The organism is Streptomyces sp. VNUA24 (assembly GCF_029167005.1).
In the GTDB taxonomy this organism is placed as follows: Bacteria; Actinomycetota; Actinomycetes; order Streptomycetales; family Streptomycetaceae; genus Streptomyces; species Streptomyces scabiei.
The window spans coordinates 3117729-3142058 of record NZ_CP119143.1; the positions used below are offsets into that span (position 1 = coordinate 3117729).

Sequence of the window (24330 nt, forward strand, 5' to 3'; positions counted from 1 at the left end):
GGCGCGTGCGGTGCGGGTGCGTGCGTGCGGGGGGCGAGCCCACACACGGCGTGCGCGTACCCGGGTGGCTCGGCGTCCGCCGCCGGGACCCGTCGTGCGCGGTCGTGCGCGGTCGTGCGCCGTCGGTCTCCGGCCACGGGCGGGTGATTCTCCGGTCGACTTCGTAAACCCCCTTTCCTAACCCCTTGTAGAAAGCCCCTTCCGCGCCATAGCCTTCGACCGCGCCGGGGCAGCAGGCCTCGTCATGGCCTGGAGGGATCGAGGGGATCATGTCGTCGGTGAAGCGCACCTCACGCGACATTCGCACCGCGAACCGGTACGAGGTGCTGCGCCAGATCATCGCCAAGTCTCCCACCTCCCGGCAGGAGCTGGCGGCGGCCACCGGGCTGAGCCTGGCCACGGTCGCCACACTCGTGGGCGAGCTGCTGGACCTCCGCATGATCACCGAGGTCGGGTTCGAGGACTCGGCCGGGGGCCGCCCCCGTGGGCTGGTGGCCGTCAACGCGTCGGGGGGCGCGTTGATCGGCGTCGACATCGCGGAGACGTACGTCCATGTCGAGCTGTTCGACCTGGCGCTGAACGTCCTGGCCCGGGCCGAGGAGGACGTCCGGTCCGGCGAGAACCTGCCCGAGCAGGTGGTCGGGCACGTGGCCGCAGCCGTCGGCTCGGTGGTCGCGCAGGCCGGCGTCGAGGGCGCCCGGGTGCTCGGCGTCGGGGTGAGCGTGCCGGGTCAGGTGGACCGCGCCACCGGCATCTCGGAGTACGCGCCGAACTGGGACTGGCACGACGTGCCCCTGCTCGACCTGCTGACCGAGCACATCGCCTACCCCCTGTACCTGGACAACCCGCTGCGCGCGGTCGCGGTGGCGGAGCTGTGGTTCGGGGCCGCGCGGGGGCACGGCGACGCCGTGATCGTCAACCTCGGGACCGGCGTGGGAGCCGGGCTCGTCCTGGGCGGCGGACTGCACCGGGGCGTGAGCAACAGCGCCGGGGAGTGGGGCCACACCACGATCGTGCTGGACGGCCGCCTGTGCCACTGCGGCAACCACGGCTGCGTGGAGACGTACGTGGGCGCCCCCGGGATCATGCTGAACCTCCGGGAGCTGAGTCCGCGCAGCAGTCTGCTGCACCCCGAGGACCAGACGGCCACCATCGCCGCGCTCGCGCGCGGGGTGGCCCGGCAGGACCCCGTGGCGGTCAAGGTGGTGCGGGACACCGCCCGCTACCTGGGCGCGGGCATCGCCGACCTGGTCAACCTGTTCAATCCCGAGGTGGTCGTGCTCAGCAGCTGGGTCGCCGCCGCCCTGGGCGAGCCCTTGGTCGCGGAGGTGCGCGAGGCCGTAGCCCGGCACGCGCTGCCGCGTCCGATGGCCGCCACCGACATCGTGCTCTCGCTGATCCCGACCGACCCGGCGTGCCTGGGCGCGGCGACGTTCGCGCTCGAGGGCGCGCTCCAGTCGGTCGGACAGAAACCGGGCCGGCGCGCGGCCCCGGTCCAGCCCGCGGTACGACACCGGGGGCGCTCCGAAGAGCGCGAACGACTCCACCCCCACCCCTGAGCCGAGGGCCGCCGGACCCTGACCCGGCGGCCCTCCTTTCCCCGTCAAATCGGCCGCACCGCACGGACGTTCGGAACACCGAACCGAATACAACGCTTCGAACAGACTTCGTCCAACCCCTTGCCGAAGCCTTAGCCGAAGGTTAACGTCCCGCACCGCAAGCCTCTTTGAGCCACTGGGTCAACAGGCACTGAGCCGCAGAGCCTTCAGGCGCAGCGCCACAGCCGTACTCGAGACAAGGACGTCAGCATGTCGGCAATGAGCAACAGCAACTTCGACCGCCGCTCCGTACTGCGGGCCGCCATGGGTCTGGCCGCCGCCGGCGGTCTGGCCGCATGCGGCAGCAACACCGGTCGGAGCAACGGCGGTGGGTCGGGCGCCGGTCTCACGCAGTTCTTCCACGCGTACGGCGAGGCGGGCACCGAGCAGGCGATCAAGAGGTACGCCAAGGCCTACAAGGGCGCCAACGTGACCACGCAGTGGATCACCGGTTCCAACTTCGAGAGCAAGCTCTTCGCCACGCTGCTCACGGACAAGGCCCCCGACTGCTTCGAGTTCCACCCGCAGCTGCAGATGATCGAGAGCGGCCAGGTCGCGGACCTGAGCGACCTGATCGACCCGGTCAAGGACGACTTCAACCCGGCCGACATCCAGTCGCACACGGTCGACGGGAAGATATACGGCATCCGGATGATCGACGACCCGCAGTTCTTCTTCTACCGCAAGTCGCTGTTCGAGAAGGCCGGTGTCGAGGTTCCGCAGACGCTGGAGGAGCTGGCCGAAGCCGCCGCCAAGCTGACCACCAGCAAGGTCAAGGGCGCCTACCTCGGCAACACCCTGCACTCGATGGTCAACCCGCTGATCTGGTCGGCCGGCGCGCAGCACCTCGACGACAAGAACCAGATCGCCTACCACACGGACGCGGTCGTCGACGGCTTCAAGCAGCTGCGCAAGCTGTTCACCAGCGGTGACCTGCTGCTCGACGCCCCGACCGACTTCTGGGACCCGTCGGCGCTCAACCAGGGCCTGACCGCCATGCAGTGGTGCGGCATGTGGGCGATGCCGCAGATGCAGGAGGCGCTCGGCGACGACCTCGGCATCTTCCCGTTCCCGAAGGTCGGCGACGCGGGCAAGCTCTCCGTCTACAACGGCGGCTGGTCGATGTTCGTCAACGCCAAGGGCAAGAACGTCGACGAGACCAAGGAATACGTGAAGTGGCTGTGGATCGACCAGAAGGAGTACCAGGAGGACTGGGCGCTCTCGTACGGCTTCCACATCCCGCCGCGCACCTCCATCGCGCAGTCGGCCGAGAAGCTGAAGTCGGGTCTGCCCGCTGAGGGCGTCAAGCTGTTCACCGACTACGGCCACTTCGACAACATCGGCTGGACCCAGAAGAGCATCACCGCCCTGGAGGACGTCCTCGCCAACGCCGTCCGCAAGGGCGGCGACCCGGACAAGGAACTCACCAAGGCCGACGCGACGGTCAACAAGGAACTGAAGAAGCTGTTCGGATAGACCGGCGGACAGGTACTCACGACATGTCGACCCTCACCAAGGACGGCGTCTCCAGCCCCGCCCCGGCCACGGCCTCCCCGGCCAAGCCGCGGCGGGGGCTGCGGGGCACACCCACCGTCAACTTCTGGCTCTTCACCGGGCCGTTCCTGATCGGCCTGGCGATCTTCGTCTATCTGCCGATCCTGTGGAGCCTGTATCTGTCGTTCTTCGAGGCGCGTTTCACGGTCACCCCGAGCACGTTCGTCGGCGTCGACAACTACGTGACGATGCTGACCGACGAGAACTTCACCGGCTCCCTCGTCACCTTCACCGTCTTCGCCGCCTTCATCGTGCCGCTGACCTGGGGCACGTCGCTGGGTCTTGCGCTGATGGTGAACCGGCTGCGGTTCATGCGGGCGTTCTTCCGGTCGGTGTTCTTCCTGCCCACGGCGGTCAGCTATGTCGCCGCCTCGCTGGTCTGGAAGATGTCCATCTTCAACGGTGTCCGCTTCGGTCTCGCGAACACCTTCCTGGGCCTGTTCGGCATCGACAACACCGCCTGGCTCGCCAGCCCCGACCCGCCGTGGTACTGGCTGGTCATCCTGAGCGTACGCCTCTGGCTGCAGGCCGGGTTCTACATGATCCTCTTCATCGCGGCCCTGCAGAACATCCCGCAGGAGATGTACGAGGCCGCCTCGATCGACGGCGCGAAGCCCGGCTGGCAGACCTTCTGGCACATCACCCTGCCGCAGCTGCGGGCGACCTCCACCGCAGTGATCCTGCTGCTGCTCGTGGCGGCGTACCAAGCCTTCGACGAGTTCTTCAACCTGCTGAGCAAGACCACCTGGGGCCGGCCGCCTCTCGTCGAGCTCTACTACACGGCGCTCGGCGACAGCCAGGACTACGGCGCGGGCAGCGCGGGCGCGCTGATCCTCACCGTACTGATCTGCCTCGTGACCCTGCTCCAGGGCAAGTTCCTGGGATTCGGAAGGGGTGAGGAGTCCAAGTGACCACCACCACGACACCTCCGGCGGACCTGTCGGCCAAGCCGCGTCGCGTGCGGACCGGCAGTGTGATCGGCTCGACCGGGCTGTACATCGCCACCGGCTTCGCCGCGCTCCTCTTCCTCATCCCGTTCTATCTGATCGTGCGCAACGCGCTGATGACGGACCCGGAGATCACGGGCGAGGAATGGAAGTGGTTCCCCACCGACATCCAGTGGGGCAACATCAGCGAACCGTTCGACGACCCGTCGGTCGACTTCGCGCGCTCCCTGTGGAACTCGGCCGTCGTCGGCGTCCTGCACACCGTCGGCACCCTGCTGGTCTGCTCGCTCGCCGGCTACGGCCTGGCGCGCATCCCGTACAAGCACGCCAACAAGGTCTTCTACGCCGTCCTCGGCACCCTGATGGTCCCGACCGCCGTGACCTTCGTGCCCAGCTTCGTGCTCGTGTCGTCCCTCGGCTGGATCGACACCTACCGGGGTCTCATCATCCCGGGCCTCTTCAGTGGTTTCACCTGCTTCCTGTTCCGGCAGTACTTCCTGGGGTTCCCCAAGGAGCTGGAGGAGGCGGCACGGGTGGACGGGCTCGGCTACATGGGCGCGTACTGGAGGGTCGTCGTACCCAACTCGCTGAACTTCTTCGCCGCGATGGCGACGATCACGTTCATCAGCGGGTGGAACTCTTTCCTGTGGCCCCTGGTCATCGGCCAGGACCCGAGCGCATGGACCGTCCAGGTCGCGCTCTCGAACTACATGACCGGCCAGACGGTGAATTTCCACCTGATCTTCATGGCCACGGCCATATCCATCCTGCCCCTGGTGTTCGTCTTCCTCTTCCTCCAGCGCTGGCTGGTGCAGGGCATCGCGCAGACTGGGATCAAGGGCTAGGAAGAACCAGCAAGGAGAGCGATGTCAGTCCGCACCACCGGCACCACCGGCACCACCGAGGCCGGGACCGCCACCGGCACATCCGTCGACTACGTCGAGGACGTCTCACCGGGCAGCGGGGCCCTGCCGCCCCGCGCCTGGTACGCGTCCTCCGACGCCCGGTCGCTGTCGCTCGCCGGGAGCTGGCGCTTCCGGCTCTCCCCCACCGCCGACGCCGAGGACGACTCGTTCGCGGCGCCGGGGTTCGACGCCGGGGGGTGGGCCGAGGTGGCGGTGCCGGGCCACTGGGTGCTGCAGGGGGACGGGGCCTTCGGGGCGCCGATCTACACCAACCACCTGTACCCCTTCCCGGTGGACCCGCCGAGGGTGCCGTCGGAGAACCCGACCGGCGATCACCTGCGGTTCTTCGACCTGCCCGAGGGGTGGCCCGCTCTCGACGAGGGCGGGGCGGTGCTGCGGTTCGACGGTGTGGAGTCGTGCGCCCGGGTGTGGCTGAACGGCACGGACATCGGTGAGTTCAAGGGGTCCCGGCTGCCGCACGAGTTCACGGTCGGGCACCTGCTGAAGCCGGCGGGCAACGTCCTGGCCGTCCGGGTCCACCAGTGGTCGGCGGGCTCCTACCTGGAGGACCAGGACCAGTGGTGGCTGCCCGGCATCTTCCGGGACGTCACGCTGCTGCACCGTCCGGCGGACAGCGCCCTCGACTTCTTCGTGCACGCCTCCTACGACCATGGGGGCGGTACCGGGACCCTGCGGGTCGACTCCGACGTCGACGGCCGGGTCCTCGTGCCCGCCCTCGACATCGATGTCGCGACCGGTGAGCCGGTGACGGTCCCGGTCGAGCCGTGGACGGCCGAGAGCCCGAGGCTGTACGACGGTGAGCTGGTCCTGGCGGGCGAGCGCGTCCCGCTGCGGATCGGTTTCCGCACGGTCGCGCTGGAGGACGGTCTGCTCAAGGTCAACGGGAAGGCGATCCTGTTCAAGGGCGTCAACCGGCACGAGTGGCACCCCCAGAAGGGCCGCACGCTCGACCTGGAGACCATGCGCGAGGACGTGCTGCTGATGAAGCGGCACAACATCAACGCCGTGCGCACCTCGCACTACCCGCCGCACCCCGCCTTCCTCGACCTGTGCGACGAGTACGGCCTGTGGGTCATCGACGAGTGCGACCTGGAGACCCACGGCTTCACCGAGCAGAACTGGCGGGACAACCCCGTCGACGACGACCGCTGGACCCCGGCCCTCCTGGACCGCGCGGCCCGGATGGTCGAGCGCGACAAGAACCATCCCTCGGTGGTCATGTGGTCGCTGGGCAACGAGGCGGGCACCGGCCGCGGCCTCACCGCCATGGCCGAGTGGATCCACGGCCGCGACGGCTCGCGGCTCGTGCACTACGAGGGCGACTGGGACTGCCGGGACACCGACGTCTACTCCCGGATGTACGCCGACCACGCCGAGACCGAACTCATCGGCAAGCGCCTGGACGGCGGCCCCCTCAGGCGCCGGCAGCTTCCCTTCATCCAGTGCGAGTACGGCCACGCCATGGGCAACGGTCCCGGCGGCATCGCCGACTACCAGCGCATCTTCGAGGCCCACGAGCGCATCCAGGGCGGCTTCGTCTGGGAGTGGATCGACCACGGGATCACCCACCCCGAGCTGGGTTACGCCTACGGCGGCGACTTCGGCGAGGAGCTGCACGACGGCAACTTCGTGTGCGACGGCCTGATCTTCCCGGACCGGACGCCGTCCCCCGGCCTGCTGGAGTTCAAGAAGGTCATCGAGCCGGTCCGCATCGACGGCGACGGCACCACCGGGACCGTCCGGGTGCGCAACGCCTACGACTTCGCGGACCTGTCCGGGCTGGCCTTCGAGTGGTCGTACCAGGTCGACGGGAAGACCGTGGAGGCCGGCGCGCTCGCCGTGCCCGCCCTGAAGCCCGGCGAGTCGGCCGAGGTGAAGCTGCCGCAGCCGCCGTCCGGCGGACCGGCGGGCGAGGCGCTGTGGACCGTACGGGCACTGCTGGCGGAGGACACGGCCTGGGGCCGGAAGGACCATCAGGTCGCCTGGGCCCAGCTGCCGGGCGGGGAGCGGCCGTCGCCGTCCGTCGCGCCGACCGACCGGCCCACGGCGAGCGAGAAGCTCATCTACCTGGGCCCGGCCTCCTTCGATGCCCGTACGGGCGCGCTGAAGACCATCGGCTCGCTCGACGTGACCGGGCTGCGGCTGGACGTGTGGCGGGCGCCGACGGACAACGACGACGGCGCCTCCTGGAAGGACGGCACGCGCAACAGCGAGCTGTGGCGCACGCTCGGCCTGCACCGGATGCGGCACCGCCTGGACGCGGTGGAGCCGGGTGAGGACGCGCTGACCGTACGGACGCGGGTGGCGCCCGCGGCCCGGGAGGTCGGCCTGCGCACGACCTACCGGTGGACCTCCGACGGCACCCGGCTGAAGCTGACCGTGTCGGTGGTCCCGGAGGGCCAGTGGACCGTCCCGCTGCCCCGGCTCGGCATCCGCTTCGGCCTGCCGTCGGCCGACGCCGTGACGTGGTACGGCGGCGGCCCCGGCGAGGGCTACCCCGACACCAAGGCGGCGGCCATGGTGTACCGCCACCACTCCACGGTCGACGAGCTGCAGACCCCGTACCTCCGCCCCCAGGAGAACGGGGCCCGCCCCGACGTCCGCTGGGCGGAGCTGGGCGGCCTGCGGATCGAGGGCGACCCGGAGTTCGGGTTCACGGCCCGCCGCTGGACCACCGAACAGCTGGACGCCGCCACGCACCTGACCGACCTGCGGGCCGGCGACACGGTGTGGGTCAACCTGGACCACGGCCAGACGGGCATCGGCTCCCAGTCCTGCGGGCCGGGCGCGCTGCCGCAGTACCAGCTGCTCGCCGGGCCGGCGGAGTTCTCGTTCGTGTTCTCGACCACGAAGGCGTAGGCGGCAGGGAGTAGGCCGGATCCGAGCGGCCGGTCGGCGATCACGCCGGCCGGCCGCTCCTGTGCGCGCCCCGGCGGGAGCGGGCCGGGGCCCGTCGGGTCAGGGGCAGCTGACGCGCGTGTCCCCGGGGTCCGTGGTGCAGGTGTCCGTTCCGGTGCCGCCGTTGGCGGTGTCGTTGGCGGAGACGCCGTCGACGGTGGTGAGGCGGTCGTTGCCCGCGTTGCCGATCAGGTTGTCGTTGCCGGGGCCGCCGTTCAGTGTGTCGTTGCCTCCGGAGCCGTCGACGCGGTCGTTGCCGAAGTCGCCGTAGGCGGTGTCCGTGCCGAGTCCGGCGTTGATGGTGTCGGCACCGCCGAGGCCGCAGATGACGTCGTTGCCGCTGGTACCGGTCAGGGTGTCGTCGCCGCTGGTGCCGATGCGGGTGCAGCCCCGGGCGTTGTTCACGGTGGTGGTGGCCGTGGCAGTGTTGTCGCCCGGGTCGGGGTCGCTCTGGGCGCCGCTCACGGTGGCGCGGTCGGTGAGGGCCCCGGTGGCCCGGGGTTCGACGACGACCGTCACCGTGGTGCTCGCTCCGGCGGCGAGGGTGCCGAGGGCGCAGGTCGCGCCGGTGGCCGAGGTGGTGCAGGTGCCCTGGCCCGGGGTGGCCGAGACGACGGTGGCGGCGGGGCCGGTCACGGTGTCGGTGAGGCCGACGCCGGTGGCCGCGGTGGTGGTGGAGGTGTTGGTGACCGTCACGGTGTAGGTGGCGCGGTCGCCGATGCTCACCGTGCCGGTGCCGGTCTTGGTGACCGCCAGGTCGACGCCGGTGGGCTGCGGGGCGCCCTCGCCGCCGAGGTAGCGGGCCAGACCGCGCACGCCGTCGGCGTTGCTGCCGAAGGCGACGGTCCTGCCGTCGGACTGGAGGGCGAGGCCGTACGCGCTGTCGCCGGTGCCGAAGTCGGTGGTGGTGCGCCCGCCGGTGCCGAAGCCGGTGTCGAGGGTGCCGTTCGCGTGGAAGCGGGCCAGCGCGAAGTCGCCGCCCGCGGTGCCGCCGGCCACGATCCGGTCGTCGGGCTGGACCACGAGGTCGTTCACGCCGGCGCCCGTACCGAAGTCGGTGGTCGCCACGCCCGCGGTGCCGAAGCCGCTGTCGAGGCTCCCGTCGGGCTGGTAACGCACGAGGGTGAAGCGGCCGCCGCTCCATCCGGAGGCGACGATCTTCCCGGTGGACTGCACGACGACGGCCTCGCCCCAGTTGTAGCCGCCGAGGTCCGTGGTGACCTTGCCGTCGCCGCCGAAGGTGGTGTCGAGGCTGCCGTCGGCGGTGAAGCGGGCCAGGGCGAAGTCGAAGGCCGTCTGGCCGACGTCACCGATCATGACGATCCTGCCGTCGGGCTGGAGGGTCAGGGCTCGGGCGGTGGCTCCGACGTCCGGCGCGTCGGAGAGCGCGGTGGTGACCACGCCGTCCCCGCCGCCGAAGGCGGTGTCCAGGGTGCCGTTCGGCAGGTACTGGACGAGCCCGAACAGGCCCCCGGCCCTGGCGCCGGCGACGATGCTGCCGTCGGGCCGCACCGCGACCCCGGCCGCGTCCTCGGCGCCACCGGCGAGCCCGGGACTGACCCAGCCGTCCCCGCCGCCGAAGGTGGTGTCGAGGCTGCCGTCGGCGGTGTAGCGGGCCACGGTGAACCAGCAGCAGCCGGCGAACTCGTCGTCGGTCTCCTGGTGGCGGCCGACCACGACGATCTTGCCGTCGGGCTGTACGGCCACTCCCTGGGCGACGTCGTCGCCGCCCTCGAAGTCGGTCAGCACCTCGCCGCCGGCGCCGCCCCCCGTACCGCCGAAGGAGGTGTCGGCGCTGCCGTCGGGGTTGTGCCGGAGCACGGCGAACTCCGCGTCCTGGCTGACCGGGTCCTGTTCGAAGCCGACCGAGACGATCTTGCCGTCGGCCTGGATCGCCACGTCCCGGCCGTCGGCGAAGGAAGGCGTCGGGATGCTGACTTTTCCGCCGGTGCCGAACGTGGTGTCCAGGTCACCGGGTGCGGCGAAGGCGCCGTGGGGCACGGCGACGACACACGCGAGCGCGGTGGCCAGGACGGCCACCGCGCGCAGGGGTCCCCGTAGGGAAGCAAGGATGGACATGCCGTCAGCGTCCGGACGCTCCCTCGGCTCCCGGGAGCGGCTGGCCAGCGGATCGGCTCACTGGGCCGCAGAGTTCCACCTGCCGGGTGAACGGTCCGCCGGGACGGGCCCCGGCCCCGGGCGGGACACCCGGCCCGACCGTGCCTGCACGGGCCTGCACGGGGCCTGCCCGTGAGCCTGCACGGGGCCTGTCCGGGGCCTGTCCGCGGGCCCGCCCATGGACTTGCCCATGGACCTGTGCGTGGACCTGTCCGTGGACCTGTGCGTGGACCTGTCCGTGGCCCCTGTTCGGGGCCTCGGACGCACGGATCGCCTCAGGACGTGACGACGTAAAGACATCTGAACTTCTCGTCCCTCACTGTTTCCCCAACTGACCTTGCGCGTCACACTGATTGCCATCGAATCTGAGCATCGCTCAACTTCCCCACGCCTCCCCGGAGAGCCCCCATGACTTCTGCGAACCCGCCGCGCCCGCTGCGAAGACTGTTCGGCGCCTTCGCCGCCGGCGCGCTGGCCGTCACCGGTCTCGCCACCACCGGCGCGACCCCCGCCGCGGCGGCCACCAGCGGCACGTTCAACGTGCTGACGTACAACGTCGCCGGCCTCCCCGAGGGGCTGAGCTCCGGCAAGCCCGCGACGAACACGCCGCTGATCTCGCCGCGCCTCGGCGCGTACGACATCGTCAACGTGCAGGAGGACTTCAACTACCACGCGGCCCTGTACGCGGGCGACGACCACCCCTACCGCACCGCGACCAGCGGCGGGGTGCCGTTCGGCGACGGCCTCAACACCCTCTCCGACTACGCGTTCGACGACTTCCAGCGCGTCAAGTGGAACACCTGCACCGGCACCAACTGCCTGACCCCGAAGGGCTTCTCCCTCGCCCGGGTGCGGCTCGACGACGGCGTCTACGTCGACCTCTACAACGTGCACACCAACGCCGACGACGACGCGGCGGCCCTGGCCGCGCGCCGCGCCAACATCACCCAGCTCTCGGAGTTCATCAAGGCGAACTCGGCGGGCAACGCGGTGATCGTCATGGGTGACACCAACACCCGCTACACGCGTACCGGCGACAACATCCGCAGCATCGTCGGTGACAACGGCCTGACGGACCCCTGGGTGCAGCTGGTCAAGGGCGGGGTCGCCCCCGCGCTGGGCGCCGAACCGCTGGTCTGCCCGAAGACGGCCCCGGCCAACGACTGCGAGGTCGTCGACAAGGTCCTCTACCGGGACAGCAACGTCGTCGACCTGACCGCGAACCGCTACAACAACGAGTGGGCGAAGTTCCTCGACTCCGCGGGCGGCAACCTCTCCGACCACTTCCCGCACACGGTCGACTTCTCCTGGAAGCTCAACCCGCGCCTGCGGGCCAGCGACTTCGCCGGCGGCCCGCACGGCACGGCGTTCAGCGACGCGGACGACCTGCCCTCGACGGTCTCGCCCCGCACCCTGACCCTGCGCGGCGCCTCGCGCCTCGACGCGGTCTCGCTCACGCACGACGGGGGCACGACGCTGACCCACGGCGGCACGGGCGGCACCGCGGCCTCCCTCACCCTGGCCTCCGGTGAACACCTGACCTCGGTGAAGCTGACGCAGGGCCAGAAGGACGGCCGTACGCGGATCTTCTCCGCCTCCTTCGGCACGGACAAGGGCCGTACCCTCGCCTCCGGCACGGCCACCTCGGACGCGAAGACCTTCACCGCTCCCGCCGGCTGGCAGATCGTCGGCTTCACCGGCCGCTCGGGCGACGAGATCGACAAGCTGGGCGTGCTGTACGCGCCGATCGGCTGAGCACCACCCGGCGCGGCGACGGTCCCCCGGTCCCACCCCCGAACAGCACGGGGCGGGGCCGGCCGGACCACCGCCGCGCCGGGGCCGCCATCGCCGGAGCCGGGCCGGGCAAGGCAAGGCAGGACACGGGGGCGTGCGGCCTCAACCTCACGGGGGTGCGCGGCCTTAACCTAGAGACCCTAGGTTCTCGTCCCGTCCAGAGGTGGCCCATGCCCCGAGCCGGTCTCACGCCCGACCGCATCACCGCGGCCGCCGCCGATCTCGCCGACGAGGTCGGCTTCGAGAACGTCTCCCTGTCCGCCCTGGCCCGCCACTTCGGGGTCAAGGACGCGAGCCTGTACTCGCACGTGCGCAATCTCCAGGACCTGCGCGGCCGGATGGCCCTGCTGGCCGGCGGCGAGATGATCGACCTGATCGCGGCGGCCGTCGCCGGCCGGGCCGGCAAGGACGCGCTGGCCGCCTTCGCCGGGGCCTACCGGGAGTACGCCCTGCGCCACCCCGGCCGGTACGCGGCCACGCAACTCCCCCTCGACCAGGCCACCGTCACCGACTCCCCCGCCCTGCGCCGGACCGCCGAGATCACCTACGGCATGCTCCGCGCGTACGGCCTCGACGAACCCGATCTCACGGACGCCGTACGGCTGCTGCGCAGCACCTTCCACGGTTTCTGCGCCCTGGAGGCCGGCGGCGGCTTCGGTGCGCCGCGCGACGTACGCAAGTCGTGGGACCGGTCCGTCGAGGCACTGCACCTGGCGCTCACGCACTGGCCCCGCGACGACCCCGCGCAGGCCGGGACCGGGGTGTGACCCGGACGGCCCGGAAACCCGCCCGGCCGGCTCAGCGGACCCGGTCGTAGACCATGGCGAGCTCGCCCAGCCCGCCGGTCTCCTGGTGGGAGAGCTTCCACTTCGTGGACGGCAGGCCGTCGTCGAACAGTCGCTGCCCGTCTCCGGCGATCTCGGGGAGGATCATGAGGTACAGCCGGTCGACCAGGTCTGCCGCGAGGAGCGGATCAAGGTGGTGGAGAGGACCACCTTCTCTGTGTCCACCAGCCACTTCGCGTACCCGCGGTCGCGCGGATCGGCGTTCTCGTCCTCGGCGACACTCGGCCAGTAGCCCAGGAACCCCTCGGCGTTGACCCGGCCGAGCAGCGCCACGTCGTCGCACCCTCCCGGATGCGGGTGAGCTGGCCCCGCGCGACCTCGGAGGAATGTCTCTCGCGGCATCATCTTGAGGTATCAAGCAATGGCCTGTCCGGCGGCAACCTTTCGCCATCCGGGGACGACCACGGGACATGACACCTGCGACACCCGTCCCCTCCGCCTCCTCGGCCCCGTCCCGCCACCGCCGCCGCCATGGCGCGCGGAAGCCCGTCATCGGGTCGCTCGTGGCCGCGTCCGTGCTGGCGGGCGCCTGGTACGCGACCGCCGGGGCGGCGCCCACGGCCCCCGCGGCGGGCGGCCTGGCCGTCACGCACACGACCGTGGCCCTGTCCGCGAAGTTCCCCTACCTCTCGGCGGGCTACAACAACAGCCGGGAGTGGACGCGGACGGCGACGGCCGTGGCGCCGAACGGCACACTGCGGGTCGCCTGGCCCGCCCCGGACGGCGTCCACGTCACCCCGCTGACGGCCGCCGGGAAGCGTTCGGGTGCCGACACGGTGGTCAAGGGCACGAAGGAGGTCGGGGGACTCGTCGCGCACAACGACGGGTTCGCGCTGCTGACCCGGGTCGCCGACACCAACAAGTGGAAGGAGACGGCCGCCGCACTGATCCGCTACCGGAACGGCGAGCAGGCCTGGCGGACCAGGCTCACCGGCACCTCCACCCATGACACGGCCCCGCTGCTCGACGGGCAGCTCGCCTGGAACGGCACGAAGTACGGCGCCTACTTCGTCGTGCACGGGGCGGGCGGCTTCGCCGACGGGCACTTCGGCGACAAGCTGTCCTATGTGGGCGCGAAGGGCGGGAAGCTCGACGGCGGCTGGGGCTGGGGCTGCTCCCACAACGAGGGCATAGCCCTGCGCGCCGAGAAAAGCGGCGCCTTCGCCTCCCTCTGCTTCGACGACTGGCGCTCGGGACTCTTCGTCTCCACCGGCATCGCCGCACCGGACGACGCGCCCGTCGTCCAGCGCGAACAGTGCTGGGCCGGCTACTGCGGCGGCACCTTCGCGAGCCGCACCGGCGACCTGGTGAAGTCCTCCACCGGCCGCTACGCCACCGCCTTCGGCTCGCGCGGCGCGGCCTCCGCCGGGAAGAACCCGGACGACTCCAGCAGGCGGGGCTGGACGGTCAAGCCGAAGACCGGCACCCACCAGGTCGCGATCGCGTTCCTGAAGAACCGCACCGCGCCCGCGGGCAAGCCGGTGTACCTCACCTCCGCCAAAGGCACCGAGCACGTCAACGTGCGCGTCGCCCCGTACGGCAAGGACCGGCTCCTCGTCTCCTACGAGACCCTCGGGAACGCCACGTGCGCGAGCGGCACCTGCACCGGCACCTTCACGGGCACCCACCTCCGCCTCGTCGACTGGAACGGGAAGCTCCGGGGCGCCGACCAGGTCGTGAGGGCCCGTCTCTCCGGGGACATCGCGGTCCTGAAGGACGGGACGCTGACCTGGGCCTACGCCCCCGTCACCCCGTCCTACACGACCGCCCTCAACGGGGCGTCACCGACCACGAAGACGCTGAGGATCGCCCGTCTGAAGCCGTGAACACGAACCGGGCCCGCTCGCCGTCGGCCCAGTCCACCCAGAGCTCGTACGCGCCCCGCACCTCCACGGAGACCAGCTCCCCCAGGGGTCGCGGGGCGGGGTCGCCGGTGAGGCGCGCGAGGGCGACGAAGAGGGTCGCGTCCGCGTCGGCCGTCTCCCCGGTGAGGCCCTGCCCGGTGGCGGCGTCCGACAGGCCGTGCACGGGACGCACCGCGCTCTCCACGCCCTCCGCGGGCGCCCAGCCCGTCACCCGCACCGGGGTGCCGGGCGCCGCGCCCGTCACCAGATGGGCCCGGACCTCGACGGCCCCCCGGGCCACCACCAGGCCGGTGACCCGGACACCGTCCTCGCCGACCGTGTGCCGGGAGGCCGCCCAGCCCTCCCCCACCCCCAGCGGTTCGATGTCGGTGCGGCTCGCGTCGCCGCCGACGATCACGCTGTTGTCGTACGCGTCGGCGGGCTCCGCCAGGGGTACGGGCTCGGTCACCGTCGAGTAGGCGAGCCGGGTGTAGAAGGGGTCGTAGCGGACGTCCTCGCTGCCGTGGTTGTGCAGGCGGACCAGACCGTCCGAACGCGTGCTCTGGAGCAGCCAGTTGGGCGGGCCGACGGGACGCAGCTCGTCCTCGCACTCCACCGGGCCCGGTTCCTCCGTCGCCGTCCACACCTCGTGGTCCGCGGGCAGCAGGAGGCCGAGGAAGCCCTTGCTGGCCCAGTACGGGGAGGCGGGCCCCGAATAGCCCTGCAGAACGGCGGGGTTCGGGCCGTGCCAGCCCAGCGACAGCAGGCCGTGCTCGTCGACGGCGCCCCGGTCGAGGAAGTACTTCAGCGCGCCCGACGCCAGCCGCCGCGTCCGGCCCGGCGACAGCGGCGTACGGCCGGTGAGGGCGCCCAGCCACAGCGGGACGGTGGTCGCGAAGCGGTAGGTGAGGGAGCGGCCCTGGTGCAGGGGGGCGCCGTCGCCGCCGAACAGCCGGGCGTAGTCGCCGAGATGGACCGAAAGGCGGTCGCCGTAGCGTGCGAGGAGACGCTCGTCGTCGGCGAGCCAGGCGTGCAGGACCGGGTAGAGGTGCATGGCCCAGCCGTTGTAGTAGTCGAACTTGCGGCCGTCGCCGTCGGTGTACCAGCCGTCGCCGAGGTACCACTGCTCGATGCGATCGAGGCGCTGGTCGACGACCCGGCGGGCCAGCTCCGGTTCGTGGCCGATCTCCTCCAGGAATCCGCCGACCGTCACCGGGAACAACTCCCAGTTGCAGGGCCAGGGTTCGGCGGTGAGCGCGTCGCCGAGCCAGGCCGCCGCGCGCTGGCGGACGCCGTCGTCGAGCCGGTCCCAGAGCAGGTCCCGGGTCACGCGCAGCGCGAAGGCGATCGACGCGGCCTCGACGAGGGGCTGTGTACGGTCCTCGATGCGCGGCCAGACGCCCGCGACTCCGGCCGCGAGGCCGTCCGCGTAGCGCGCGAGCGCCTTCTCGTCGCGGCGGAAGGCGGCGAGCAGCAGGGTACGGGCGTACCCCTCCAGCCCGTCGGAGAGCCGGCCCGTCCAGCTGGTCCGGTCGCCGGGCAGCTGGTAGAGCGCCCCGTCGGCACTGGCGTACGGCTCCACGGCGGCCAGCAGCGCGTCGGCCGCGGCCTCCCAGTGGGCGCGGGTGTAGCCGGTGTACGGGCTGAGCGTGCGGTCTGCCTGCGGCGGGGTGGGCATGGGGTGCGCTCTTTCTCTGGGGGGCGGGGGGGGGCGGTTTCGGGGTGGTGGGGTGCGTTCTCGGGTGCGGGTGGGTGGGGGCTGGTCGCGCAGTTCCCCGCGCCCCTAAAAGATCAGGCCCCTGCGGGCCTGAAAAGCCACCGGCCCTGCGGGCCTGAAAAGCACGGGGCGCAGCCCCTGCTTTTCAGGGGCGCGGGGAACTGCGCGAGAAGCCCCACCGGACCCGCACCCGGCCACGCACCCCGCTCGGCAGGCCCTCACGCGGACAGACCTGGGACGCCCCGGTTCCGGTCGGGGCGCCCCAGGGGTCTTATCCCACCCTGGTCTTCCCCTCGGGCACCAGCCCCTGGGCGACGAGTTCGTCCCGGACGAGGCCGGCGTACACGGTCGCGCCGCGCACCGAGGTGTGGGTGTTGTCCCGCTTCTCGTTGTACAGGTACAGCGCCTTGGACCCCTCGGTGCCCAGCGACTCCACCAGCGCCTTCGTCCTCGCGGTGAGGTCGATCAGGGGCACCCCCCGGTCGGCGGCGACCGCGCGGGTCACCGCGGGGTGGTCGACGCCCAGGCCGTTGACCAGCAGGGCGGTGCCGTTGTTCAGGGTGCCGTCGGCGTTGAACCAGCGGCGCACGATCGGGGTGACCAGCACGGGCTTGCCGCCCTTCTCGCGGACGCCCGCGACCAGGGTTTCGAGGTTGGCCCGGTAGGTGGCCGCGTCGGTCTGCTTGTCGTTGTGGGCCAGCTGGATCAGGACCAGGTCGTTGCGGCGGATCCGCGGCTGGACGGTGGCCCACAGCCGGGAGTCGGCGAGGTAGGAGACCGTGCTCTCCCCGGAGTCGGCGTGGTTGGCGACCGAGAGGCCCTTGCCGAAGTACTGCGGGAGCTGCTGTCCCCAGCCGGAGTAGGGGTCGCCGGGCTGGTCGCAGACCGTGGAGTCGCCGACGAGGAGGATCTGGCGGGCCCGCTCGGCGCGGGTCACCCGGATGTCGGCGAGGGCGGGCGCCGAGCCGCCCACGTGGAGATCGAGGCCGGGCGTGCCGTCGGGGCCGGTCGGCTCGCCCTCGGGGGTGCGGACGTCGACGGTGAAGCTGAGGCGGACGTGCTCACCGGCGTCCGTGGCCGTCTCCGCCAGGAGTGTGCGGCGCGTCTCGCCGGTGATGGCCGTGCGCGCCGCCGCGTCCCCGCCGAGGCGGACCCTCACCTCATAGGTCCCGGCGGGGACGTCGAAGTGGCAGGCGTTCCCGGCGCAGTTCTCCGGGCCCAGCACGAGCCGGTCCGCCCGCGCCTCGGCCGGTACGGCCGTGAGCACGGCGCCCAGGGTCGTCGCCACCGTCAGCGCGGCGAGGGTGAAACGTCTCATTGCGGCTCCTCCGAGAGGTGACATAGCCCGGCGGCTGGACGGTACATCGTTCGACAAGCGCTTTCTAGAGGTGTCGCGTCATTCACATGATTGCCAACTTCCGTCGCGCGAAAGCCCTTTCGCGAAAACGATTCAACTGTCACCCTTCCGAATCACCGCACTCCCCCCACGGCACCCGAGGAGCCCTCATGGCCGAATCCCCCACCCCGTCCGAGGTCGCGTCCGGCCCCGGCCGCCGCGCCTTCGTCGTCGGCGCCGCCGCGACCGCCGCCGGGGCCGCGCTCACCGGCCCCCTGGCCGGCACCGCCCGGGCCGCGGCCTTCGGCTACACCGACGACGGCACCCACTACGTGATCGACACCGGCGCGAACCTCGTGTTCAAGGTCCGCAAGAGCAATGGCGACCTCTCCTCGCTGGTCTACCGGGGCACGGAGTACCAGGGCTACGGCGGCATGAACTCGCACATCGAGTCCGGTCTCGGCGCCTCCAGCGTCACCATCAGGCAGTCCGGCTCGACGATCCTCGTCTCCGTCGCCTACGGCACGCTCAAGCACTACTACGCGGCCCGCAGCGGCGAGAACAACATCTACCTGTGGACCCACAAGGCCGACACCTCGGTGTCGGCGACCCGCTACATCGTCCGCGTGAAGGCGGGCCTCTTCCTCAACGACGAGCCCGACGCGTACACCTACGCGCCCACCACCATCGAGGCGTCGGACGTCTTCGCCAAGTCCGACGGCCAGACCCGCTCCAAGCACTACTCCCGGCTGCGGGTCATGGATTACGACCACATCGGCTGGAGGACCGGCTCGGTCGGCCTGTGGATGGTCCGCAGCAACCACGAGAAGGCCTCCGGCGGCCCCTTCTACCGCTCCCTGCTGCGCCACCAGAGCGCGGACGGCGGCGGCCTCTACGAGATCCTGTACTACGGCCAGAACCAGACCGAGGACCAGCGGTTCGGTCTCCAGGGGCCCTACGTGATCGCCTTCACGGACGGCGGGGCGCCCTCCTCGTCGCTGTTCCCGGGCACGCTGACCACCCCGTGGGCGGACTCGCTCGGCCTGTCCGGATACGTCCCCGCGAGCGGCCGGGGCCGGGTCACGGGCGTCGGCATCACCGGCCGGAACACGGCGTACGCGTACACGGTCGGACTCGCCAACGCGGCCGCCCAGTACTGGGGTCCGGCCCGGGCGTCGGACGGCTGGTTCTCCATGACGGGGGTGCTGCCGGGGACGTACACGCTGACGGTCTTCAAGGGCGAACTGGCGGTGTACACCACCTCGGTGACGGTCACCGCGGGTGGTACGACGGCCCTGAACTCGATCGCGATCCCGTCCTCGAACGACCCGTCCAACGCGAGCGCGATCTGGCGGATCAACGACTGGAACGGCACCCCGGGCGGCTTCAAGAACGCCGAGCTGATGACGTACGCGCATCCGTCGGACGTCCGGGCCGCCGCCTGGACCGGCAATGTGGTCGTCGGCAGCGGTACCGAGACCTCGGGCTTCCCCTGCTACCTCTGGAAGGACGTGAACAGTGGTCTCCTCGTGTACTTCAGGCTGACCGCCGCGCAGGCCGCCGCCGCCCACACCCTGCGCATCGGGGTGACGACGGCCTACGCCAACGGCCGGCCGCAGGTCGTCGTCAACGACCGGTGGACCTCGGCGATCCCCTCTCCGCCCACCCAGCCGAACACCCGGTCACTGACGAACGGGTCCTACCGGGGCAACAACCACACGTTCACCTACAGCGTGCCCGCGTCGGCCTGGCTGACCGACACGAGTCAGTACAACGTGCTGCGGATCAACGTGGTGAGCGGATCGGGGTCGACGTCCTATCTCAGCGCGGGAACGTCGGTCGACGCGATCGACCTCCTGAGCTGACGAGACGTCATGTACCGCGCGTCCACTGCTGGTTCGTGCCGCTGCCGCACGCGTACGTGATGACGGCGGTGCCGTCGGCGGTGGACGCGCCGCTGACGTCCAGGCACTTGCCGGTCGCGCGGGACTTGACGTTCACGTAGGAGCCGGTGGTGACGAGCGAGAACTGCTGGGCCGTGTTCGAGGAGTCGCAGTTCTCCTGGGTGACCGTGCCGGTGTTCTCCTGCACGCACAGGGAGCTGTGCCGGGTCATGAGCTGGTAGTAGCCGCTGCCGACGGACTTGAACCAGTACTTCTGGTTGTTGCCGCCGTTGCAGGTGTACTGCTTGATCTGGGCTCCCGGCCACTGCGACTGGCTGGTGACGTCGGCGCACTTGGAGGAGTGGCGGGCGATCAGCGTGTTGTACGTGGCGCTCGTCCCTCCGACCGTGCCGGTGGCCGTGTCGATCGTGACCTCGGGGGTCCAGGACAGGGACATGGTGGTGGAGGTCGGGAAGGTCAGCGGCAGCCAGACGTAGCGGGAGTCGTTGACCGTGCCGCCGAAGGAGTTGCCCCAGCGGTCGCCCAGGTAGAGGTAGGAGGTGGCCGAGGTGCCCTGCACGGGCAGGACGTAGGCGGTCTGCGAGCCGAAGGCCGTGGAGTCCCCGATGTTGGTCATGGCGGTCCAGGGGCCCGCGATGCTGGTGGCGGTGGCGTACTGCTGCTGGTTGGGGTTCCAGCCGGTGGCGCCCGAGGTGAGCATGAAGTAGACGCCGCCCCGCTTGAACAGGGCGGGTGCCTCGCGGTGGCCGCCGTGCCAGGGGTCGGCGACGAGGGCGGCGACACCGGTGTAGTCGGCGGTGAGCCGGTAGATCTGCAGGTCGTAGTTCTCGCGGGCCGCCGAGATCATGTAGCCGGTGCCGTCGGTGTCCACGAAGGTGGTGATGTCCCGGGACATGTGCTGGCCGAGCGGCCGGAAGCTGCCCCGCCAGGTGTAGTTCCCGTCGACGGTGTCGGAGACGGCGACGGCCGCGCGGGCCTCGCTGTAGTCGACGCCGTTCTCCTTGTGCATCCACATCACGAACTTGCCGGTGGCCGCGTTGTACATGACCTTGGGCCGCTCGATGTTGGCGGTCGCCAGTTCCGGATCCGTGGCCTCGGTCAGGACGTGGTTGCGGAACTCCCAGGTCTTCAGGTCCGTGGAGCGGTACGCCGACACGTACTTGAAGGTGTTGTCGGCGTTGCGGTTCTCGCCGAACCAGTAGTAGTAGGCGCCGACCTTGAGGACACCGCCGCCGTGGGCGTGCAGGGGGTTGCCCGACGTGTCCTTGAACTGGGTGCCGTTGGGGACGGTCTGCGGCGCCGCCTGGGCGGGGCCGGCGGTGACGAGGGCGCCGGCCAGCGCCAGACAGAGCGCGAGGAGCGTCGCGTACACACGTCTCATGTCAGCTCTCCTTACCGGGTGTTCGGGGTGGTCGTGTCGGCTACGGGGACTCCGAAGTCGGGGGTGCCGTCGGGCTTCCAGCCGAGGCGCTGGATCCGGGTGTGGCGGTTGGGGTCGTTGAGGGGGTCACCGACGATGTCCTTGTACTGGCGGGCGTGGTAGACGAGGACGTCGGTGCACCCGTCCTCGGCGACCGTGAAGCTGTTGTGGCCCGGACCGTACTGGTGGGTGGTGTCGTTGCTGGTGAAGACCGGTGTCGGGGACTTCGACCAGTTGGCGGGGTCCATGAGGTCGGCGTCCGCGTCGACGGTCAGCAGGCCCATGCAGTAGTGCGAGTCGGTCGCGCTCGCCGAGTAGGTCAGGAAGAGCCGCCCGTTGCGCCTGATGACCGACGGCCCCTCGTTGACCTTGAAGCCGATGACCTCCCAGGGCAACTCCGGTGTCGTCAGCCGCACCTGAGGGCCGGTCAGGGTCAGCGGGTCGGCCATCCTCGACAGCCAGACCGCCGTGTTGTTGTCCATGCCGGGCTCGTGCTGTGCCCACGCGAGGTAGCGGGAGCCCCGGTGGGTGAAGGTGGTGGCGTCCAGGGAGAAGGTCTCCCAGGCGGTCTTCAGCTGCCCGCGCTCGACCCAGGTGCCCTTGAAGGGGTCGCGGTGGGAGTTCTCCAGGACCCAGATACGGATGGCCCAGATGTCCTCGGCGGGCGCGGAGGCGAAGTAGATGTACCACTTGCCGTCGATGCGGTGGATCTCCGGCGCCCAGATGTGCGCGCCCATCACACCCGTGGCGTGCTTGCGCCAGATCACGGACTCGGCGGCCGTCGACAGCCCGCGCAGGGTGCGGGAGCGGCGCAGGACGATCCGGTCGTACTCGGGCGCGGTCGCCGTGAAGTAGTAGAAGCCGTCGGTGTGCCGGTTGATGTGCGGGTCGGCGCGGTTGCGGACCAGCGGGTTGACGTACGCGGGCCGGCCGGGGGACGCGTGGGCGGCGGTGGGGGGCAGGGCGGCGAGGGCGCCGGCGGCCAGGGCGCCCTTCAGGAGCAGCCTTCGGTCGGGGGGCTGGGGGAGTTCGTGCTCGCGGCTCACGCGGTCTGCCTCTCTGCAGAGTGCTGCACGGTGGGGGGAGACAAAAGAAAACAGAATCGTTCGACATTTCGCACAAGATCGGTCATGTCGAACGGCGAAAAGGTAAGGGTGTGTTACGTCCAGGTCAACGGGTCGGGCGAGACGAACACAAGCTCACAGGAACGAACCGATGGGGAGAAAAGCCGGACCTCGCGAGGTTTCTGTTATCGGCGTGCGCCCCGGACCGTCTCCGAACCGTGCACAGCCAAACCCACAAGACAGCGGCCGCCGCCGGAGCCCTGGCGGTCACCGCCCTCCTGCTCGGCGCCCCCACCGCCACCGCCGCCGGCCCCCGCGACGCGACCCCCGACGTACTGGCCGGGCGGGACGTCACGCTCACCGGGGACACGGTGGTGACCGTGCCGCCCGGGACGACCACGTACGACGGTGTGTTCAGCGGCACCGGCACCCTCACCGTGCGCGGCACCGGGACGCTGGTCCTCACCCGGGACAGCGACTTCACCCTGCCCAAGCCCCGGCAGCGGCAACGCGTGCGGATCCTCGGCGGCAACCACCCGTACGTCACCGTCACCCGCCCGGACCCGCCGGCCGTGACCGTCGAGCGGGGTGCGACCCTCCAGTACGGGAACCGCGGTGCGACCGGGGTGATCGGCCACTACCCGTACGGCACCCCGGCGTTCCGGCTGAACCAGAACAACATCCGCGTCGACGGCACCCTGCGGCTCGCCCTGAAGGACGTGGCGTACAACCTGGGGACGATCAGCGGTTCCGGCCTGGTCAGCCAGCCGAGGTTCCTGTGGGCCACCTGGGACCTCTCGGGCACCCACCCCTTCACCGGCGTCATCGACAACGGCACGCAGGTGAACGCCGGGCGCCCGGAGTTCGCGACCGCGCTGCCGCACGCGCGCAAGGTCCTCAACCAGGGCACCTGGACCGTGGACACCCCGCTCGGCCGAACCGTCACCCAGGGCATGGACTTCTACCAGCGCGAGTACGGCAGCGACATCAACGTCCAGTCGCGGCCCGGCAGCAAGGTGATCCTCACCGGTCAGTACAGCTGGTCCGACCGGGGCGGCGACACCAACCCCTCCCTCAGCGACCCCGCCCTGAACTGGACGCCGGCGCGCAAGAACGTGAACAAGCGCGGCACCAACATCAAGGGCGCGAACGTCCAGTGGGGCGACGGGACGACGAACAAGATCTTCATGCCGGGCACCGCCGAGACGGTCTACATCAACCTCCTCGCCGCGCGCTCCCGTTCACGGCTCACCTTCGACTACGACGGGCCGGTCACCCTGGGCGCCCCCATCGGCGGCGGCCGCTTCCACGACACGCTCTCCGCGCCGGGCGCCGGGGACGTCGTCATCGCGGGGACCCGGGGCAACGACGTCACCTTCGCCGCCGTCCAGTACTACGACGGGTCGACGACCGTCGAGAAGGGCGCGGTGCTGCGGCTGGGCAGCGGCAGGCCGGGCGGGGACGGCGGTCTGCGCACCGCGGGCGCCCTCTGCCGGGTGATCGACGACGGCTCGCTGATCGTGCGGAACGTCGCGAAGCCGGTGACCCTGGCACGGGTCGGCGGCAGCGGCTCGCTCACCCAGGCGGGCACGGCCACCACGACCCTGACCGGCGGCGAGGTGACCTACACCGGGGCGACGACGGTCACGAAGGGCACCCTGGCGCTCCGGGACGGAGCGACTCTCGGCCGGAGCAGGGCCGTTCGGCTCACCACCGCGGGGGCGAGGCTCGACGTCGGCGCGGCCGGGCTGAGGGTGACCAGGTCGCTGTCCGGCAGGGGCACGGTGGAGGGGGCGGTGACCAACGCGGGCGTGGTCGCCACCGGTCTCACGGTGACCGGCGGCTACACCCAGACCGCGAAGGGCGAACTGGTGCTGCGCGACCGGCCGTTGAGGGTGAACGGAGCGGCCCGGCTCGCCGGCGGACTGGACCTCGCGGCGCTGGTCTCCGACGGCCGTCCCGGCGCGCGGGTCACCGTGATCGACCACCGGGGGAACGGCCGGACCACCGGTACGTTCACCGGGCTGCCCGAGGGCGCCGAGGTGCGGCCGGCCGAGCACACGTACCGGATCTCCTACCGCGGCGGTGACGGCAACGACGTCGTGCTGACCCGGGTGAAGGCGCACCGGGCACCGTCGGCCGAGAGCACCGCCGGTGCCGGGGCCGTCGAGACCCGTACGCGGACCCTGAGCGCCTCCGCCGACTCCGGACTCGGCTGGTGGCCGTACGCGCTCGCCCTCGGCGGGCTGTGCGGGCTGCTGGTTCCGGTGGCCCGCCACCGCGGGAGGGGCCGCCGCAAGGGCGGCGGCCGGCACGCGGCCGCGGGCTGAGCCGCGTACCGCGCCCGGCATGCCGGGCGCGGTGG

The 24330-nt window shown here is 71.1% G+C and carries 16 protein-coding genes and 1 pseudogene; 11 read left to right on the top strand and 6 right to left on the bottom strand.

From position 1 onward, the window contains the following. The first annotated feature begins 269 nt into the window (after window positions 1–269). The 5 genes from PYR72_RS13030 to PYR72_RS13050 all read left to right on the top strand — a co-directional run bounded on the left by PYR72_RS13030 (window position 270) and on the right by PYR72_RS13050 (window position 7884). On the top strand, window positions 270–1559 hold the full coding sequence (locus PYR72_RS13030; RefSeq protein WP_275455501.1) for an ROK family transcriptional regulator: 1290 nt from the start codon (window positions 270–272) through the stop codon (window positions 1557–1559). A gap of 249 nt (window positions 1560–1808) precedes the next feature. Further along, entirely contained in the window at window positions 1809–3074 is a 1266-nt protein-coding gene (locus PYR72_RS13035; protein ID WP_275455502.1) for a sugar ABC transporter substrate-binding protein, read from the top strand. Between the two features lie 23 nt (window positions 3075–3097). Next, entirely contained in the window at window positions 3098–4063 is a 966-nt protein-coding gene (locus PYR72_RS13040; RefSeq protein WP_275455503.1) for a sugar ABC transporter permease, read from the top strand. Continuing rightward, window positions 4060–4944 carry a carbohydrate ABC transporter permease gene (locus tag PYR72_RS13045; RefSeq protein ID WP_275455504.1) on the top strand — a complete coding sequence of 295 codons (885 nt, stop codon included), beginning with the start codon at window positions 4060–4062 and terminating at the stop codon, window positions 4942–4944. The genes PYR72_RS13040 and PYR72_RS13045 overlap by 4 nt, the downstream gene beginning before the upstream one ends. A gap of 21 nt (window positions 4945–4965) precedes the next feature. Then, entirely contained in the window at window positions 4966–7884 is a 2919-nt protein-coding gene (locus tag PYR72_RS13050) for a glycoside hydrolase family 2 TIM barrel-domain containing protein (RefSeq protein ID WP_275455505.1), read from the top strand. Between the two features lie 99 nt (window positions 7885–7983). Here the strand turns inward: PYR72_RS13050 and PYR72_RS13055 are convergent, their stop codons facing one another. Beyond that, entirely contained in the window at window positions 7984–10002 is a 2019-nt protein-coding gene (locus PYR72_RS13055; protein WP_275455506.1) for a calcium-binding protein, read from the bottom strand. On the opposite strand from PYR72_RS13055, the gene PYR72_RS13060 reads away from it, so the two are divergent. From PYR72_RS13060 to PYR72_RS13070, 3 genes are all read left to right on the top strand, one after another. Continuing rightward, window positions 10001–10177 carry a hypothetical protein gene (locus tag PYR72_RS13060; protein ID WP_275455507.1) on the top strand — a complete coding sequence of 59 codons (177 nt, stop codon included), beginning with the start codon at window positions 10001–10003 and terminating at the stop codon, window positions 10175–10177. The genes PYR72_RS13055 and PYR72_RS13060 overlap by 2 nt on opposite strands. Before the next feature lie 299 nt (window positions 10178–10476). Further along, window positions 10477–11796, top strand: a complete 1320-nt coding sequence (locus PYR72_RS13065) for a jacalin-like lectin (RefSeq protein WP_275460398.1) — start codon at window positions 10477–10479, stop codon at window positions 11794–11796. Between the two features lie 209 nt (window positions 11797–12005). Beyond that, window positions 12006–12602, top strand: coding sequence for a TetR/AcrR family transcriptional regulator (locus PYR72_RS13070; RefSeq protein ID WP_275455508.1), 597 nt, complete (start codon window positions 12006–12008; stop codon window positions 12600–12602). A gap of 31 nt (window positions 12603–12633) precedes the next feature. Here the strand turns inward: PYR72_RS13070 and PYR72_RS13075 are convergent. Further along, window positions 12634–13003 (bottom strand): annotated as a pseudogene (locus PYR72_RS13075) (dihydrofolate reductase family protein); the annotation flags it as partial. 87 nt (window positions 13004–13090) lie between these two features. On the opposite strand from PYR72_RS13075, the gene PYR72_RS13080 reads away from it, so the two are divergent. After that, entirely contained in the window at window positions 13091–14506 is a 1416-nt protein-coding gene (locus PYR72_RS13080; RefSeq protein WP_275455509.1) for a hypothetical protein, read from the top strand. On the opposite strand, the gene PYR72_RS13085 is transcribed toward PYR72_RS13080, so the two are convergent. Both PYR72_RS13085 and PYR72_RS13090 read right to left on the bottom strand, forming a co-directional pair. Then, window positions 14451–16202: a DUF2264 domain-containing protein gene (locus PYR72_RS13085; RefSeq protein WP_275455510.1), complete on the bottom strand. Its 1752-nt coding sequence runs from the start codon at window positions 16200–16202 to the stop codon at window positions 14451–14453. The two genes, PYR72_RS13080 and PYR72_RS13085, sit on opposite strands and share 56 nt — an antisense overlap. 310 nt (window positions 16203–16512) lie before the next feature. Continuing rightward, window positions 16513–17559: a rhamnogalacturonan acetylesterase gene (locus PYR72_RS13090; RefSeq protein WP_275455511.1), complete on the bottom strand. Its 1047-nt coding sequence runs from the start codon at window positions 17557–17559 to the stop codon at window positions 16513–16515. Between the two features lie 188 nt (window positions 17560–17747). Between PYR72_RS13090 and PYR72_RS13095 the strand changes: the two genes are divergently transcribed. After that, complete coding sequence (locus PYR72_RS13095) at window positions 17748–19442, top strand: rhamnogalacturonan lyase B N-terminal domain-containing protein (RefSeq protein WP_275455512.1); 1695 nt, start codon at window positions 17748–17750, stop codon at window positions 19440–19442. 7 nt (window positions 19443–19449) lie between these two features. On the opposite strand, the gene PYR72_RS13100 is transcribed toward PYR72_RS13095, so the two are convergent. Both PYR72_RS13100 and PYR72_RS13105 read right to left on the bottom strand, forming a co-directional pair. Further along, window positions 19450–20862 (bottom strand): RICIN domain-containing protein, encoded by a 1413-nt coding sequence (locus PYR72_RS13100; protein WP_275455513.1) that lies wholly within the window; start codon window positions 20860–20862, stop codon window positions 19450–19452. Between the two features lie 11 nt (window positions 20863–20873). Then, window positions 20874–21947 (bottom strand): glycoside hydrolase family 43 protein, encoded by a 1074-nt coding sequence (locus PYR72_RS13105; protein WP_275455514.1) that lies wholly within the window; start codon window positions 21945–21947, stop codon window positions 20874–20876. A gap of 236 nt (window positions 21948–22183) precedes the next feature. On the opposite strand from PYR72_RS13105, the gene PYR72_RS13110 reads away from it, so the two are divergent. Further along, window positions 22184–24295 carry an autotransporter gene (locus tag PYR72_RS13110; protein ID WP_275455515.1) on the top strand — a complete coding sequence of 704 codons (2112 nt, stop codon included), beginning with the start codon at window positions 22184–22186 and terminating at the stop codon, window positions 24293–24295. Window positions 24296–24330: the final 35 nt, after the last annotated feature.